Raw genomic sequence first — 13,765 nt, 5'->3', positions numbered from 1 at the left:
TGACAGGTTTGAAGGAGAAGAGGGTAAAGTTGTCAAGAATCCCCCGTTATTTTGACAGGTTTGAGGGAGAAGAGGGTAAAGCTGTCAAGAAACCGCTGTTATTGTGACAGGTTTGAAGGTGCAGAGGCTGAAGCTGTCAAGAAACCATTGTTATTGTGACAGGTTTGAGGGAGAAGAGGGTGAAGCTGTCAAGAATAATAAAAATGATTGAATGGCTTCAATTTTTTTAATAAAATTCCTGCATAGAGCAAGGCTTTTTTCTTCCTCTGGAGAATAAATAAAAAGAGGGATGTTATAATGTAAGTAATTGAGGAAAGTAAAGATGGCGGTGATATGATGGTATCACAACAAGAAATCCTTGATGTATTCTCCAAAAATTTAAGTTCATGGAATGAAAAATACGGTGTTAAGCGTATTGGCCTGTTTGGATCGTATAGCAGTGAGGAGCAAAAAAGATGACAGTGATATAGATGTGATTGTTGAATTTAGTGATTCTCATTTATCCTTTGATAACTATATGGACCTAAAGTTTTATCTTGAAGATACCTTCCAAAAACCTGTGGATTTAGTTATTATCAACGATATCATGCCTGCACTGAAGCTTAGCATTCTAAGGAGTGCTAAGTATGCATAGAGAGCCAAAAGTTTTCCTAGAAGATATAAAAGTCGCTGTACCACTTAGAATGTACGAATCCAGTATCCTACGGGATGCTTTTTTTGTTTAGTCGCAATTTTTATTGTTGAAAAAATTACTCCTTTTCAAGCGGGTTGTTCTGTTTTTAATATTTTCATGAGGCAACATCACATCTTTCTGCCCATTTGTGATTTTTGTTATTGAATTCTTCTAAAATGTGTGAAAAAATAATGAGGTCATCTGATGACCAGATATCTGTCGAAGTGTGAATGGAAAACTATGAAACTATCAAGCTTATGAGCAACTAGGGGGAAGGAATTAAATGTTATTGCTGATTGCGTTAAGTGCGATTATCGCTCCGTTTTTATTTCTTGTGATCATGCGGATGCCGGCGGCTAAGGGGATGGCCTTGAGTTCACTTATCGTCATTTTGTTAGCGCTTACTACTTGGGGGATGGAAGGACAAGTGGTATTGGCATCGATGTTTCAAGGGGTACATAAAACGCTGACTATTCTATGGATTTTATTTGGTGCATTGGTGTTATTGAATACGCTTCGAAATACGGGAGCGGTTGTGCGGATTAACCAGGGATTTCAAAGTATTTCTGGTGACATGCGGGTGCAGGTCATTATCGTTGCCTTCTTATTTGGCTCACTAATTGAAGGTGCTGCAGGCTTTGGAACGCCTGCGATGGTTACCGGACCGTTAATGCTTGCTCTAGGGTTCCAGCCGATCGCGGCTGCGACGATTGCGTTGATTGCTGACAGTACGGCGGTCATGTTTGGAGCGGTGGGAACACCGGTGGCAGTGGGATTGAGTAATATTCCAGGTGCTGACACTCCGTTTTTTCATGATATTGCTGTTACCGTGACGAGTCTTGATCTATTAGCGGGTTCGTTCATTCCATTCATTTTAATGGTCGTGTTAACGGTCTTCTTTGGAAGCGGTATCAAGGATGCTTTGCCGATGCTTCCATGGACACTGATGATTGGATTTATTTACACAGGCAGTGCGTTGCTGGTAGCTAGCCTTTTCGGGCATGAGTTTGTGTCGATACTTGCAGCGCTCATCACCCTGGCGGTAGCGACGGTTACGGCTAAAAAAGGATTCCTGCTTCCGAAGACTGAATGGAAAGCTGCGATGCGAAAAGACTTTGTTGTTTCGACGGAAAAGTCAAAGATGAGCATTGTCACAGCTTGGTCGCCATATGTTGTCGTCGTCCTTTTATTGCTGCTCACACGAATTGTTCCGGCGCTGAAAGAGTTTACGAGGACAGCAATTGATTTTACCTGGAAGAATATTTTAGGAGTAGAGGGCGTGACATCAGCCTGGGAATTCTTGTATTCTCCAGGAACCATCCTTACTGCTGCGGCAGTTTTAGCGTTCTTATTCCAGCGAAAATCGTACCAGACCTTTACCAATGCGTCGAAAGAATCGTTATCGACGATGAAAATGACATCAGTTGCCTTGATTGCGACGCTTTCAATGGTTCAAGTGTTTGTTAACTCGGGGATGAATCTCAATGAACTAGTCAGTATGCCGCAGTATATTGCGGAATCCTTTGCTGGCTCGCTGGGGTCTGTCTGGATCTTCGTTGCTCCATTCCTTGGTGAGTTAGGAGCGTTCATTACAGGAAGTGCAACGGTTTCGACGCTGACGTTTTCGCCAATCCAATTCAATGTTGCGGATGCTGTTGGCCTTGAGTCGAATATCGTGTTGGCCGTCCAGCTCATTGGGGCAGCTGCAGGAAACATGATTTGTGTGCATAATGTCGTCGCAGCGAGTGCGGTTGTTGGAGTGTCCGGTAAAGAGGGAGAAATCATTCGTAAAACATTGGCGCCTGCGATTCTGTATGGAATTCTTGCGGGAGTGTCTGGTTTTATCTTCTTAAACTTCCTTTAAGCTGCCAAAAGGTCCCACTATCTTTCGGAGAGCTAAATTCTCTGTATAATTAAAAGGAATAGATGGGAGATGAAGGATATGCCATATAAACGAGTGCAAGCAAGAAAGGTTTATGAACAAGTTGCTGACTCAATCATTGAGTTGATTAAAACTGGTGAGTTAAAACCAGGTGATAAATTAGATTCAGTCGAAAAGCTGGCGAAAAGCTTCGACGTTGGGAGTTCCACGATCAGGGAAGCGTTAAGTGGTTTGCGGACGATGGGGCTGGTGAAAATGCGTCAGGGTGAAGGGACGTTTGTGAACTCCTTTGATCCTTCAAAATTCCAGTTGCCCGTTACCAGCGCTTTCTTAATGAAGCTTGAAGACGTAAAGGAACTATACGAAGTCCGTAAGATCTTAGAAATCGGCACCGCAGCACAGGCAGCTGTTGTGCATGAAGAAGAAGACTTGCTTGATATGGAAAAAGCATTGATCGTAATGGAGCATGCCAATGGAAATGAAGACCTCGCTTCGCAAGCGGACCTTGATTTCCACGTGGCGATCGCGAATGCGACACATAACAAATTGTTGATTAATCTGATGAGCAGCGTTTCAACGCTGAATTCGCAAACGATACAGGAAACCCGAAAGGTGCTCTTGTATTCGGAAAATATCGTTGATGACTTGCAGTCTGAGCATCGGCGAATCTTTGAAGCAATTAAAAACCGACAGCCAAACGAAGCGCGGCAAGCCATGCTTGAGCATTTACAAAATGTCCAGGACCGACTTTTTAAATACATTGAGTAAAGCGCGCGTTTGCTGATTTTTACATGAGGTGAACAAACATGAAAGTTTCATTATTCAGTACGTGCCTAAGTGATATTCTCTTTGCGGATGTGGCGAGAAATACGCTTGAGATTCTTGAGAGAGTTGGCTGTGAAGTGGATTACCCGATGGAGCAGACATGCTGCGGACAGCCTGCCTACAACAGCGGATATTTGCAAGAGGCGAAAGCATCGATGAAGCAAATGATGAAGGCTTTTCGTCATTCGGAATATGTCGTTGGACCTTCAGGATCTTGCGTGAGCATGCTGAAGGAATATCCGCATATTTTTGCCGGAGACCCTCAGTGGGAAGAAGAAGCGAAAGCTTTTGCGGCTAAGTGTTACGAAATTACCGAGTTCCTTGTCGATGTTCTAGACATTACCGATTTGGGCTCGACTTTTAAAGGAAGAGTGACTTTCCATTCTTCCTGTCATATGAAACGTCTTCTTGGTGTAAAAGAACAGCCGAAAATCTTGTTGCGCAATGTCAAAGGTGTTGAGCTGGTTGAACTGCCGTGGGAAGAGGATTGCTGTGGCTTCGGCGGAACTTTTGCCGTCAAAAATCCGGTGATCTCTCAGGAGATGGTGAGTGAAAAGTCTCGCCACGTGGCAGAAACTCAAGCTGAGTATTTGGTTGGCGCGGACATGGGCTGCTTGATGAATATCGGCGGCCGCATGGAGCGCGAAGGCAAAAAGGTAAAGATCATTCATATCACGGAGATTTTAAATACTCACTAAGAAACGGAGGGAAAAAAGATGAGCATCAAAATTGGCGAGGTTCCTTATAAAGAGCGTATCCAAAAAGGAATAAAAGATGATTTTATGCGGCAGGCTGTTTCCTCCGCGCAAGGAAGATTCCGGACTGGCCGGATCACACAGGCTGAGGAGCTCGGCAACTGGGAGGACTGGCGCGATTTGGGTGAAGAAATCCGTACCCATACGCTGGAAAACCTTGATTACTATCTGCAGCAATTAAGCGAGCAAGTATCCAGACGCGGCGGCCATGTGTTTTTTGCTGAGACAGCGGAAGAAGCAAACCAGTACGTAAAAGACATTATTTTAAAGAAGCAAGCGAAAAAAGTCGTGAAGGCGAAATCGATGGTAACCGAAGAAATCGGCTTGAATAAGGCGCTTGAGGAAGTCGGCGCTGAAGTGGTTGAATCGGACCTTGGCGAGTGGATTCTGCAATTGGATGAGGATCCGCCATCCCATATCGTAACTCCTGCGCTGCATAAAAATAAACAGCAAATCCGCGAGACTTTTGCGAAGAAAAAAGGTTATACCGGATCTGATACGCCGGAAGAACTGGCTGCCTTTGCCCGTGAACAGCTACGCCAGGACTTTTTAGCGGCTGATGTCGGTGTGACAGGCTGTAACTTTGCGATTGCAGAGTCAGGGTCGATCACGCTGGTCACAAATGAAGGGAATGCTGAAATGGTAACCGCTCTTCCGGATACCGTGATTACGGTGATGGGCATGGAGCGAATCGTGCCGACATGGGAAGAGATGGAGGTCCTTGTCAGCTTATTGACACGTGCGGCAGTTGGCCAGAAGCTAACAAGCTATATTACCGCACTTACCGGAGCACGCCTTGATGAGGAGGTTGATGGGCCGGAGGAATTCCACCTGGTTGTTGTTGATAATGGCCGCTCTAAAATTCTCGGTACTGAATTCCAGTCTGCCTTGCATTGTATACGCTGTGCGGCTTGTATCAATGCTTGCCCGGTTTATCGTCATATTGGCGGACATGCGTATAACTCGATTTATCCAGGCCCAATCGGTGCGGTCATCACTCCGCTGCTGGAGGGTTATGAGGATCATAAAGAGCTTCCATATGCATCGACATTGTGTGCGGCGTGTACCGAAGCTTGTCCGGTTAAAATTCCATTGCATGAGCATCTGATCCGCCATCGCCAAATCATTGTGGAAAAAAATATGGCCCCAACAGCTGAAAAGTTGATGATGAAAGGTTTTGCGGCGTGGGGTTCTAACCCGTCGATTTATAATATGAGTGCGAAAATGGCAAAACCAGCTCTTGGTCCATGGACAAAAGACGGGATGATTGAAAACGGACCGGGACCATTGAAAGCGTGGACGGATGTACGCGATTTTTATGCGCCACAGGGACAATCGTTCCGTTCATGGTTCAAGCAAAGACAGAAAGACGGTGGATCCAAATGAGCATCCAAAATCGAGAAGCCTTTTTAGATAAGCTGGCGTCCAGACTTGGGCGGGAGCGAAGGACAGCAGGAGTTGAGCGGCCTCAGTGGAGTGTCACCCCGCAGGATGAAGTGTTCAAAGGCATGAGCCAAGATGAATTGGTCGAGGTGCTTGAAAAACATTGCAAAGTCATCCATACCGATTTTAAACGGACGGACCGAGACGGGTTGGCAAAGGTGTTGAACGAAACGCTGGAGGCTTATGAAGGCAAGTTAATCATCACGTCCAAAGATGCGCGTTATCAGGAATATGGAGTGAATGAGTTTTTTGAAGAGCAGAAAGATCAGCTCGATGTCCATGTTTGGGAAGCAGCACTTGGCAAGGAAAATCAAAAGATTGCTGAACGAGCTGATGTTGGGATTGTATTCAGTGACATCACACTTGCAGAGTCTGGCACCGTTACATCGTTCAATACGAAAGATAATGGCCGTTCGATCAGCCTGCTGCCGCGGACATTTATTGCCATCATCCCGAAAAGCACCCTCGTGCCCCGGATGACCCAGGCAGCCAGACATATCCATCAGGCCCAGGCCAATGGTGAGGACGTTCCATCATACGTCAGCTTTATTACAGGACCAAGCAACAGTGCCGATATCGAGATGAACCTGATCGTCGGCGTTCATGGACCTGTTAAAGCCACTTATATTGTGGTGGATTAGGAGAAGTGGGACATGGGGACGGTTCTTGTGTCCCGTAAATCGTAAAATATGTCATCCTGTAAGACAGCGAAACCGTTTCGCTGTCTTTTTTAAATTCTTCTGGAACACAGGGGAGTTTTTTGTCCTGTAAATTGTAGGACAGCAGAACCGGCGCTCCGTCTCTTGTCTCTTCCTTGAAGGAAGAATAAATTATTGTAGCGAACTATTAAATATTGGGGATTTTAGTTTAAAACAGTTTAACGCTACTATAGTTTGAATGTATATATGATTATTGGAAATGGAAGGGAGTATACATGGCCACATATAAAGTGATTTTATTTGATTTAGACGGAACCATTTCAGACCCGAAGGAGGGAATAACCAGATCTGTTCAATCCGCATTACAGAAAATGAATATTGTAGTACCGGACGTTGATTCTCTTGAAGGTTTTATTGGACCACCCCTTCAGTTATCCTTCTCTGATTATTTCAATCTTGATGAAATTCAAATTAAAAATGCAATTGAATTTTACAGAGAAAGATTTAAGGGAAAGGGAATGTATGAAAATGAGTTATACTCCAATATTCCATTACTATTACATTCTCTGAAGGAAAAGGGTTTTATTCTAGTTGTTGCCACATCGAAACCTACCGTATTTTCTGAACAAATACTTCAGCATTTTGAGATTGATCATTATTTTGACCTTGTTGTTGGGAGTAACCTTGATGGAACCCGAACTTCCAAAACTGAAATTATCCAATACATATTAGATGCGTATAAACCATATAAGTTAGAGGATTTTATTATGATCGGTGACAGAAAGCATGATATAGAGGGTGCCAATAAAAACGGGATTGACTCAATTGGAGTAACATATGGGTATGGATCTTATGAGGAACTAAGTAACTCCAAACCTACTTATATTGTCGGAACCGTTGAACGGGTGAAAGATATATTGATGGGAAGTCAGGTCAAATAAATATTCGGTTGGGCATGGGAAGGGTTCCACCGACCCATAAATAGCTGAAATAGTTTATGACACAGGAGAACGTCCTGTGTTTTTTGACGATTGCCAGGAAACGCTAAAGACAAAAAAGCTATTCTGAGGCAGGTGTTGTTTGGAGTGAAGGTGTTATCGATGATTCAGCCCTGGGCGAGTCTGTTTGTCCTGCGCGAGGCTCAATATGAAACGAGGTCATGGAGTACGAAGTATCGTGGTCCGCTTGCGATTCATACCAGCAAAAAGGTCGATAAGGGAGTCTGCAGCCATGTGGCCATCAAGTCGCTGCTTTTAAAGCATGGCTACAAGACAGAAGATCTTCCCACTGGCGTGATCATTGCTGTCTGCGAGCTTGTTAATTGTTTGAGAGTGATGGAAAACAACGAGACATGGGCAGTGTTGGAGGATGGAAGGACGGTATCAGGCAATGACTTTTTCCTCGGTGATTATAAAGTGGGAGGATATGTCTGGGAAGTCCGGGATATGAAGATGCTAAACAGCTTCATTCCGGCAAAAGGAAGGCTTGGGTTATGGGAGCATGAGATGTAAAGTGCCTGTTCAACGGGGAACAGGCACTTTTTTCGTTTTGTTATCTTCACCTGCTAAAATACGGGCAGGAATCGGAATCATAAATCTGACAGGCTTGTTTTTCAGAAGCGTAAATAAAAAGCAGCCTGCAATAACTATGACGCTGCCAGCAGCCTGGATCCAGGTCATGTTCTCTCCTAAAAAAGCAAAGGCCAGGACGGCGGTAAAGATGGGATTGAAATTAAGGAACAACCCGGAAGTGCTGGGCCCCAGTTTATTGACTCCGATATTCCAGAGAACCATACAAAGCACGGTCGAGACAAGACCTGTGTATAAAATGCCTTGCATGAAGGAGGAATTCAAGTTGGTTACCGTGAAATCATTGATGGAAAAAGGCAGCAAAACGAGCAGGCCGAAAATACCGGAGTAGAGGATGGACATCATTGGTGTAACGGTCGCCATCGCCCACTTGCTGCTGACCGAATAAATCCCCCACATTCCCACAGCCATCATCATATAAAGATCCCCTTTATTGAACTGCAAGGAAAACAATACGTTCATATTCCCTTTTGAAAGGACGAGCAGAACACCAAATAGCGAGAGAATCATTGTAAGGAATTGAAGTTTATTGATCTTTTCTTTTAAAAAAAAGAAAGAGAATGCCGCAATCGAAAACATATTCAATGTCGAGATTAAGCCAACGTTCGTTGCCGAAGTCTTTTCAAGTGCCATGAATTGCAATGCCTGAAATAAGGCGACTCCGGTGACTCCCATTATAAACAGAGGCAGAATGGATTCTCTTGGCGGAATCAGCTTTTTTTCTTTCCACCAGACAAGCGGGATCAGACAGATGATCGCGATGACCCATCTTAAAATGGTCAAGGTGATCGGAGAAGTATGGTCTACAAGCGTCTTCCCCACGATAAAATTCCCGCCCCAAAGAAAACTCGTTAAAAGTAATAGTAAATAATATTTCACGTCATTTGGCCCCCTGATCAGAGCCATTGTGCACAATGACTTACGCTATATGAATTATTTTAACATTTTCTGCAAATGACAAAAGAAAATTTTGTATAATTGATTTAATTCAAAATAAATAAAAGTATAATATAAATATAGTTTAATAAATTCAAATGAAGGACGTTATTTCGCTGATATTTGGAATTTTTAAAAAGGGGGATGAATCGTGGAATCAGTTGTAAGCAAGGTTTTGGATAATGTAGATATTAAAATCCTCGATTTATTGCAAAAGGATGCTCAGTTAAGCAATCTGGAACTCTCGAAGCGAGTGAATTTATCTGCGCCGGCCGTTCACGCCAGAATCAAGCGGCTGGAAGGTGAAGGATATATCAAAAAGCAGGTCGCGATTTTGAATCACGAGAAGCTCGGCTTTGATTTGCTGTGCTTTGTTTTTATGAGCACTAATATGCATCAGTTAGAAAAGCTGGAATCATTGGAAGAAACCCTCGAATCAATGGAAGAGGTATTGGAGTGCCATTGCCTCACTGGAGAATATGATTACCTGTTAAAAGTGGCCTGCAAAGATCGCAAAGGACTGGAGATGTTTATCAGGGGGCTGAATGAACTGGGAATCACCAAGATCCAGACAAGTCTGGCTTTAAGGGAAATCAAAGACTCCACCGTGCTTCCGATCAACTAACGAAGGAAGAAAACATAGGGTAGATGAAATCAGAAGGAAAGGTTGATTAAATGAACAACCTAAAGTTTTTTGCTTATCAGGTCTTACTATCCTTTATGGGAATTGCGAATGACATTCTTTTTAGAGAATTTATATATAAGCTAGACTTCACTAATAATAGATTAATTCCAGCTTTAATTGAGACATCAATAAATTTGGTTTTACTGTTTTTTGTCTATAGATTATATTTTGCTTTAAAAACAACGAAATTAAGATACAAGATATTATTACATATAGCTGCTTTTATTGTAGGAGTGATATTTGCAGGATTGGCGTTTATTGGTGTTATGGAGACGTAAATAATATTTAAATTGGTTATTTCTTATACACAAACAGGTTAATGAGTCAAAAGCGGATTCCTCAATTTTTATTCAATATGTTATTGAACGAACGGGGCAGTAAGCTACAGTAATAATTTATAGTATTCAACGTAATCAAAGATAGGAATTTACGTGGAGAGGTGTGCATGATAGGCTTGGATACCTGATGAAACAACGGCTTCAGCCTTTCAAGACCAATCATGCCCACAGAGGCTCCACGTCAAGTCCTTAACCACCAATCTTGGCATTCATGTACACAAAGATAAAAGGTGAATTCTATCAATCTTTTGTCGAGAAGACTGTAGATAAGCACCAAAGAGTTTTTTAAAAAAATATTGTTGATTAACAAAGGAATTTACAATAAATTCCTTATTTTGGTTTGTATGAATTTTAATTTTATGCAAAAGATAAAATAATATTGTAGGGAGGTATCGGGCAATGTTTTTTGTTTGGGGTCTTATAGTCATACTATTGATAGCACTACTTTTTATGCCCAAAAAATTATCTTTTAGAGAAAATATTATTATTGCTCCAATCGTAGGCTACTTTGCTTGGGTTGCCCATATCTTAATTGGAGTAAAATTAGATTTTGTGGATTTTGGTCCAACTAAGAAAGTAGAATACACTGATTATGCTCTTGTATCACTAGTTCCACCACTCATGGCTGTCTTATTCTTAAACTTTATAAAGAACAATAAGTATCTACTCTATGTGATTATTTGGACAATATTGTCTGCATTGATAGAATTTATATTATCAGAAGTTGGATATATGAAACATGATGATTGGAAGATGTGGTATTCGATTCCTGTATATTTTGTCGCATATTTTTTATTACATTGGGGTTTTAACAAAGTGATAAGTAAACATTTTGATTAACCAATTCTACTACTGTATTTTACAATTGTATTATTACAAATAATTATCCATTTAAAGTAAGTACTTCCTCAACTATAGGATGCTAATGTCTAACAACACAATAATATAAAGAAAACTCAGGGCTTTTTATGGCTCTGAGTTTTTTGTATGCTAATTTAACTGCTAGGATACTTGATTACAAGTACGATTTTTTGTGAGCAAAGCAGTGTAAATCTGTACTTTTGTACTTCAAAACCGGACTCATTAAAATCTTCTCGCTATCTCCTTGATTTATGACTTTTACGCCGCATAACCCTCCCTCTTTCATTAAAAAATTTGTAGAATTTTCAAATAAGTATTAGTAATCTATAATTAAGAGTGTACTCGGTATTTGACTAGTAGTAGGTATATTCTGTTTTTTTATAAGGTTGAAGGGGTTGGGAATATGACAGATAAAGAGATTCTTTTTCGGAAAAAGGTTTCTAACTACTATATAATACTCATTGGCATTCTAGGGTGGGCATTTATTTTATACTCCATTCCTTTTGTCGCTTTTTCGGAGAAGCCAATCGTGTTACTTCTTCTGATGGTTCTGATGCTGCTTTCGGAGTATTTTCAAATCCCCTTATTTTGTATAAGAATGTTCAGTACGATGACGTTCCCTATTCTTTATATCATGAATGTGTATTTCGGTATTTATACCGCCATCATCGTCTTTGCAATTGTACTCATTTTTGAATCCTTTCATCATAAAAGATCCCTTCATTCGACCATTTTCAATATTGCCCAGTATACTCTGTCTCTTGTTGGTGCTGATTGGCTGATCAGGATAGGGATGAACACCTACTTCATGGAATTTCCATATGAAAATGTGCTGATTATTCTTGCGTTTACAGCGCTCTATTTTTTAATTAATAATGTCACTAACGACCTTCTCTTTTTCATACGTCCTTTTCCCTTTACAAAGAGCGAGTGGAAAGAAAAGGCATTACAAGAATGGGTTATTGCCACTATGTCCATTGTTTTGCTAGCTTTTCTTGATATTTATACAGATTATCTTCCTAACAATGTCCATGATTTCACTACTATTCTCTTTTTATCCATTTGGATCGTAATCGCAATGACCCTCTCCATACTGACAAGAGCAAGAATTGAAAGACAGAGATTGAATGGATTATCCATCCTTAGTACTGAATTAAACAGAATCAATACAAAAGACCTTGACGATAAGAAAAGTCTCTTAGCTGATACCTTCAATGCGAACGCTTTCGTGCTATTGGTGAAAGATAATAATGCGTGGAAGCTCTTGCTGAAGGATGGACAAGTAAAAAGCGTTGTTGAGTTCAGCGATGAACTGTCACTTTACCTGGACGAGGTCTCTGACATGACCGTTGTGACGGGAAAGGATATCGATCAGTTGCCATGCAATAACATCTTTAATAAGATGATTCTCTCGCAAATCTTTTCACCACTTATTATCGACAATGAAAAAGTAGGTATGTTGATTGTCGGCAGAGTCAGTGAGATTGGTTTTAGTTTTGATGAGATACGTTCACTGACTGTTTTATCCAATGTTCTGGCAAGTACATTGAGAACGCGCGCTCTCATACTGGAAAATGAAAAACTGTTGATTCTGGAAGAACGAAGCCGAATTGCCCGGGATATCCACGATGGTATAGGTCAGTCACTGGCAGGGATCGTTTTTCAAATGGAATCTTCTTTGCGAAAGAAAAGTGAATATAATGGGGATATTTCCAATCAGCAAATTGAAAAATGGATTGATAAGCTTAGAGATAGTCTAAAAGAGCTTCGCCAATCGATTTATTCATTAAGAACATGTCCGGTGGAAAAACACGGGCTGAAACGGGCGATAGAAGAAAAAATCCGGAATATAGAGGCTGAGGAAAAGGCCAGTATTACTTTCACTCAGAGAGGTGAGCCATACGCTCTAAGCTATCAAGTCGAAAAAGTCATCTATGATATATTCCAGGAAAGCCTGCAAAACTCTGTAAAACATTCAAATGCTGATAAAATTGAGGTCATGCTCAAATATGGGCGTGAGCAGACGATGATCAAAATCAAGGATGACGGTATTGGATTTTCATTATATGACAAGTTGATCAAAGGCCAGACAGAACCTCATTTTGGAATCCTGACAATGAGCGAGCTCGCACATGATTTTGGAGCAAAACTGGAGATAGACAGTGCAGAAGGAAAGGGAACGGAAATCCGGCTTGGCATAAGGCACTTTAAGTAAAGGGGTGAGAGAGTATGATTAAAATTATGTTAGTGGATGATCATACAGTATTAAGGGATGGCATCCGCAGTATTTTGGATATTGAAGAGGACCTGGTTTTGGTTGGAGAAGCTGATTCAGCAGACGGGTTAATAGAGAAAGTGGATACCATCGCACCTGATGTCATCGTTTTGGATATCAATCTGCAGAATAAAAATGGAATTGAACTCATTCCCCGTATAAAAGAAAGGCATCCTGCTTGTAAAATACTAATCTTAACGATGTTTGATCATGAAGAATACTTTAAATCTGCTCTCCGGGAAGGTGCGGACGGATACTTATTAAAGGATGCTTCCTCCTTGGAAGTCATCGATGCAATCCGTAAAATCCATAAAGGGAATTCCATCATCCATCCGAAAATGGCAAGCAAGTTGATATCCTATCACCGAAACCAGAGCGACTTTACCATCCAGGAAAGTGAATTGACCAATCGGGAGAAGGAAGTGCTCAATGAGTTGGTAAGAGGGAAATCCAATAAGGATATAGCAGAACATCTATCCATAAGCGACAAAACGGTAAAAATCCATGTGAACAAAATCTATAAAAAACTAAACGTGAATAGCCGCTCGCAAGCGATCATATACGCTGTCCAAAATAAATTGGTGCCTTATTTAAATTAAGTTCAAACTGCCTAAAAGGTGCTAGAATTGAGCGATAAAGAGAGAGTTTTTATAGCTGATTCGTTTATGGCAATAGGCTGTAAGATGATCCAAAACCTTTGATCCAGTAGGATTGAAGGTTTTTTTATTGGTCGGAGAGAGCAGTCTTTATTTTGACAGTTTTTCAGGAGATGGGCGCTCAAGAAACCGTTGTTATTGAGACCACTTTCCGGTAAAGGAACCCAAAGCTGTCAAGAAAAGCTTCA

At 41.3% G+C, this 13,765-nt stretch carries 15 protein-coding genes; 14 read left to right on the top strand and 1 reads right to left on the bottom strand.

The features are described from left to right. The first annotated feature begins 333 nt into the window (after positions 1-333). The 9 genes from TY49_RS25620 (at position 334) to TY49_RS19215 (ending at position 7,748) form a co-directional block, all read left to right on the top strand. Positions 334-459 carry a hypothetical protein gene (locus TY49_RS25620; RefSeq protein WP_269745773.1) on the top strand — a complete coding sequence of 42 codons (126 nt, stop codon included), beginning with the start codon at positions 334-336 and terminating at the stop codon, positions 457-459. After that, positions 440-634, top strand: coding sequence for a nucleotidyltransferase family protein (locus TY49_RS19250; RefSeq protein ID WP_232310488.1), 195 nt, complete (start codon positions 440-442; stop codon positions 632-634). The genes TY49_RS25620 and TY49_RS19250 overlap by 20 nt, the downstream gene beginning before the upstream one ends. Positions 635-956: 322 nt before the next feature. Then, on the top strand, positions 957-2,537 hold the full coding sequence (locus TY49_RS19245; RefSeq protein ID WP_041967529.1) for an L-lactate permease: 1,581 nt from the start codon (positions 957-959) through the stop codon (positions 2,535-2,537). 78 nt (positions 2,538-2,615) lie between these two features. Then, on the top strand, positions 2,616-3,323 hold the full coding sequence (locus TY49_RS19240) for a FadR/GntR family transcriptional regulator (protein ID WP_041967528.1): 708 nt from the start codon (positions 2,616-2,618) through the stop codon (positions 3,321-3,323). A gap of 38 nt (positions 3,324-3,361) precedes the next feature. Then, a complete protein-coding gene (locus tag TY49_RS19235) occupies positions 3,362-4,078 on the top strand; it encodes a (Fe-S)-binding protein (protein WP_041967527.1) in 717 nt (238 codons plus the stop codon). A gap of 18 nt (positions 4,079-4,096) precedes the next feature. Continuing rightward, a complete protein-coding gene (locus TY49_RS19230) occupies positions 4,097-5,521 on the top strand; it encodes a LutB/LldF family L-lactate oxidation iron-sulfur protein (protein ID WP_041967526.1) in 1,425 nt (474 codons plus the stop codon). Continuing rightward, entirely contained in the window at positions 5,518-6,219 is a 702-nt protein-coding gene (locus TY49_RS19225) for a LutC/YkgG family protein (protein WP_041967525.1), read from the top strand. The genes TY49_RS19230 and TY49_RS19225 overlap by 4 nt, the downstream gene beginning before the upstream one ends. A 293-nt stretch (positions 6,220-6,512) precedes the next feature. Further along, the gene (locus TY49_RS19220) at positions 6,513-7,178 is read left to right on the top strand and encodes an HAD family hydrolase (RefSeq protein WP_041967524.1); all 666 of its coding nucleotides are present in this window, start codon (positions 6,513-6,515) and stop codon (positions 7,176-7,178) included. 144 nt (positions 7,179-7,322) lie between these two features. Next, positions 7,323-7,748 (top strand): ASCH domain-containing protein, encoded by a 426-nt coding sequence (locus tag TY49_RS19215; RefSeq protein ID WP_041967530.1) that lies wholly within the window; start codon positions 7,323-7,325, stop codon positions 7,746-7,748. Positions 7,749-7,757: 9 nt separating this feature from the next. Here the strand turns inward: TY49_RS19215 and TY49_RS19210 are convergent, their stop codons facing one another. Further along, the gene (locus TY49_RS19210; RefSeq protein WP_156972735.1) at positions 7,758-8,705 is read right to left on the bottom strand and encodes a DMT family transporter; all 948 of its coding nucleotides are present in this window, start codon (positions 8,703-8,705) and stop codon (positions 7,758-7,760) included. 208 nt (positions 8,706-8,913) lie between these two features. On the opposite strand from TY49_RS19210, the gene TY49_RS19205 reads away from it, so the two are divergent. From TY49_RS19205 to TY49_RS19185, 5 genes are all read left to right on the top strand, one after another. After that, the gene (locus TY49_RS19205) at positions 8,914-9,387 is read left to right on the top strand and encodes an Lrp/AsnC family transcriptional regulator (RefSeq protein ID WP_041967522.1); all 474 of its coding nucleotides are present in this window, start codon (positions 8,914-8,916) and stop codon (positions 9,385-9,387) included. A gap of 50 nt (positions 9,388-9,437) precedes the next feature. Further along, positions 9,438-9,725, top strand: a complete 288-nt coding sequence (locus TY49_RS19200) for a hypothetical protein (protein ID WP_041967521.1) — start codon at positions 9,438-9,440, stop codon at positions 9,723-9,725. A gap of 459 nt (positions 9,726-10,184) precedes the next feature. Further along, complete coding sequence (locus TY49_RS19195; protein ID WP_041967520.1) at positions 10,185-10,625, top strand: hypothetical protein; 441 nt, start codon at positions 10,185-10,187, stop codon at positions 10,623-10,625. 424 nt (positions 10,626-11,049) lie between these two features. Further along, positions 11,050-12,861, top strand: a complete 1,812-nt coding sequence (locus TY49_RS19190) for a sensor histidine kinase (protein ID WP_041967519.1) — start codon at positions 11,050-11,052, stop codon at positions 12,859-12,861. Positions 12,862-12,875: 14 nt separating this feature from the next. Next, positions 12,876-13,520 carry a response regulator gene (locus TY49_RS19185; RefSeq protein ID WP_041967518.1) on the top strand — a complete coding sequence of 215 codons (645 nt, stop codon included), beginning with the start codon at positions 12,876-12,878 and terminating at the stop codon, positions 13,518-13,520. The last annotated feature ends 245 nt before the right edge of the window (positions 13,521-13,765 follow it).

This window comes from Mesobacillus selenatarsenatis SF-1, from assembly GCF_000813125.1.
GTDB lineage: Bacteria > Bacillota > Bacilli > Bacillales > Cytobacillaceae > Mesobacillus > Mesobacillus selenatarsenatis.
Note: the sequence above shows the minus strand (reverse complement) of the source record. Positions and strands in the feature narration are given on the sequence as shown.

Bases quoted from the DNA above. Each gene is read 5' to 3' on its own strand.
- TY49_RS25620 (WP_269745773.1), top strand. From the start codon at position 334: ATGATGGTATCACAACAAGAAATCCTTGATGTATTCTCCAAAAATTTA.
- TY49_RS19245 (WP_041967529.1), top strand. From the start codon at position 957: ATGTTATTGCTGATTGCGTTAAGTGCGATTATCGCTCCGTTTTTATTT.
- TY49_RS19240 (WP_041967528.1), top strand. From the start codon at position 2,616: ATGCCATATAAACGAGTGCAAGCAAGAAAGGTTTATGAACAAGTTGCT.
- TY49_RS19235 (WP_041967527.1), top strand. From the start codon at position 3,362: ATGAAAGTTTCATTATTCAGTACGTGCCTAAGTGATATTCTCTTTGCG.
- TY49_RS19230 (WP_041967526.1), top strand. From the start codon at position 4,097: ATGAGCATCAAAATTGGCGAGGTTCCTTATAAAGAGCGTATCCAAAAA.
- TY49_RS19225 (WP_041967525.1), top strand. From the start codon at position 5,518: ATGAGCATCCAAAATCGAGAAGCCTTTTTAGATAAGCTGGCGTCCAGA.
- TY49_RS19220 (WP_041967524.1), top strand. From the start codon at position 6,513: ATGGCCACATATAAAGTGATTTTATTTGATTTAGACGGAACCATTTCA.
- TY49_RS19200 (WP_041967521.1), top strand. From the start codon at position 9,438: ATGAACAACCTAAAGTTTTTTGCTTATCAGGTCTTACTATCCTTTATG.
- TY49_RS19195 (WP_041967520.1), top strand. From the start codon at position 10,185: ATGTTTTTTGTTTGGGGTCTTATAGTCATACTATTGATAGCACTACTT.
- TY49_RS19190 (WP_041967519.1), top strand. From the start codon at position 11,050: ATGACAGATAAAGAGATTCTTTTTCGGAAAAAGGTTTCTAACTACTAT.
- TY49_RS19185 (WP_041967518.1), top strand. From the start codon at position 12,876: ATGATTAAAATTATGTTAGTGGATGATCATACAGTATTAAGGGATGGC.